At 39.5% G+C, this 1,304-nt stretch carries 3 protein-coding genes; 2 read left to right on the top strand and 1 reads right to left on the bottom strand.

All coding sequences use genetic code 11. From position 1 onward, the window contains the following. On the top strand, positions 1-292 hold a 292-nt coding region (locus tag ACUVJL_RS10280), incomplete at its 5' end, for a hypothetical protein (protein ID WP_445245749.1). Beyond that, the gene (locus tag ACUVJL_RS10275; RefSeq protein ID WP_445245748.1) at positions 289-468 is read left to right on the top strand and encodes a hypothetical protein; all 180 of its coding nucleotides are present in this window, start codon (positions 289-291) and stop codon (positions 466-468) included. The genes ACUVJL_RS10280 and ACUVJL_RS10275, both read left to right, overlap by 4 nt. 191 nt (positions 469-659) lie before the next feature. Here the strand turns inward: ACUVJL_RS10275 and ACUVJL_RS10270 are convergent. Further along, on the bottom strand, positions 660-1,304 hold a 645-nt coding region (locus ACUVJL_RS10270; RefSeq protein ID WP_445245747.1), incomplete at its 5' end, for an RloB family protein.

Genomic DNA, 1,304 nt, shown 5'->3' with positions numbered 1-1,304 from the left:
CGATACAGAGCGCCAAGCAACGCAGGGACTTTTTGCACTTAGAAGAGCAATGTCTCTTTTTCCCCAGAATGAAATACTGATGCAATACTTTTCTTCCATCACCAATTTTCAATTCAACGTAGCAGGTACTCGCTTACAAGCAGAGCACATCGTGGGCAATGTATTGATGGATGGTGTGCCCGATGAAGATGTTCAAAAAGCAGGAGATTATTTAGCAGCCTTGCTACAGATGGCTCCAGAATCGAAAATTATGATAGACAAAGTAGTTGAGAGATTAGAAGCATTGCCATGAAAGAATTACCTGATGAAAGCCTACTCCGGGAAATCCTGGAAATTGTGAAAGCCGCTGAAGCCAAAGCCAGTGAGATGTATGATTTTTCCAAGAAAATATCTCACAATACCCAAATTACAGCAACAAAGAGAGAGGAAGCTGAACAGCTAGACGGGCAGCCTTTTGCAGATAGATAATTAAATTTGTAATGGGAGATGTTGGTAGGTTGATTTAAAGAACGAGCTCCCATGCGACTTCTCCAAATTATCCCGTCCACTTCCCTCGTCTACGGCGGGCCGAGTCAAATGGTACTCGGAGTTTCTGCGGCCCTCGCGGCCAAAAACATTGATGTGACAATTATCACCACAGATTCTAACGGAGATATCGGTCAACTTCCCTTAGGAATAAAACTGTTAAGTTCTTTGACTAGCCGATGCACTGTTGTTGAAGGATTGTCAGTTTCAGGATTGGGGCGATCGTATTCGTTTAAAAGCCGTTCTGCGTGTTTAATTGCATCCTGCTGTTTGTCTTTTAGTTCCTCATAAATCATCTCGCTGTTTTTCTTATACTTGTTTCCCAATAACTGGGTTAGCATATTTTGATAATCCTGGCGAGAAATTGCTGTATTATAATAATGGAAGTGCAGCAAATACCACAATTCAAAAGCATCATTTGAATAAGCTACTTCAATGCCGTTATTTCTTGCAAGAGTTATGGCTGAATTAAAATTTTGCGAGTCGTTAGGATTTTTAGGGTTTTTATCGCGATCGAATACGCACCAAAATCGGTTTTTTTCGTCCGATTCGCTGGTATTTTTTAACTCAATAGCTTTTTCTACTAAACTTTTCGTGTTTTTTCCTTCTCCTTTGATATCCAGCTTAATTACCTTTGGGTCTACCGGAAAACTTTTAAAATAGTTGGGTTCTGTTTTCTCACCTTCGCACACAATTAAAAACCATCTTCTAGTTTTCCCCTTTCTCTTTTTGTAGTAATCAATATCTTTTTCCCTAGAAGATTTTTTTTTATTCATGAA

It is taken from the genome of Microcoleus sp. OTE_8_concoct_300 (genome assembly GCF_031383065.1).
GTDB lineage: Bacteria > Cyanobacteriota > Cyanobacteriia > Cyanobacteriales > Microcoleaceae > Microcoleus.
The sequence above is the reverse complement of the archived record's forward strand: the minus strand, read 5'-3'. Positions and strand labels throughout refer to the sequence as shown.

Bases quoted from the DNA above. Each gene is read 5' to 3' on its own strand.
- ACUVJL_RS10275 (WP_445245748.1), top strand. From the start codon at position 289: ATGAAAGAATTACCTGATGAAAGCCTACTCCGGGAAATCCTGGAAATT.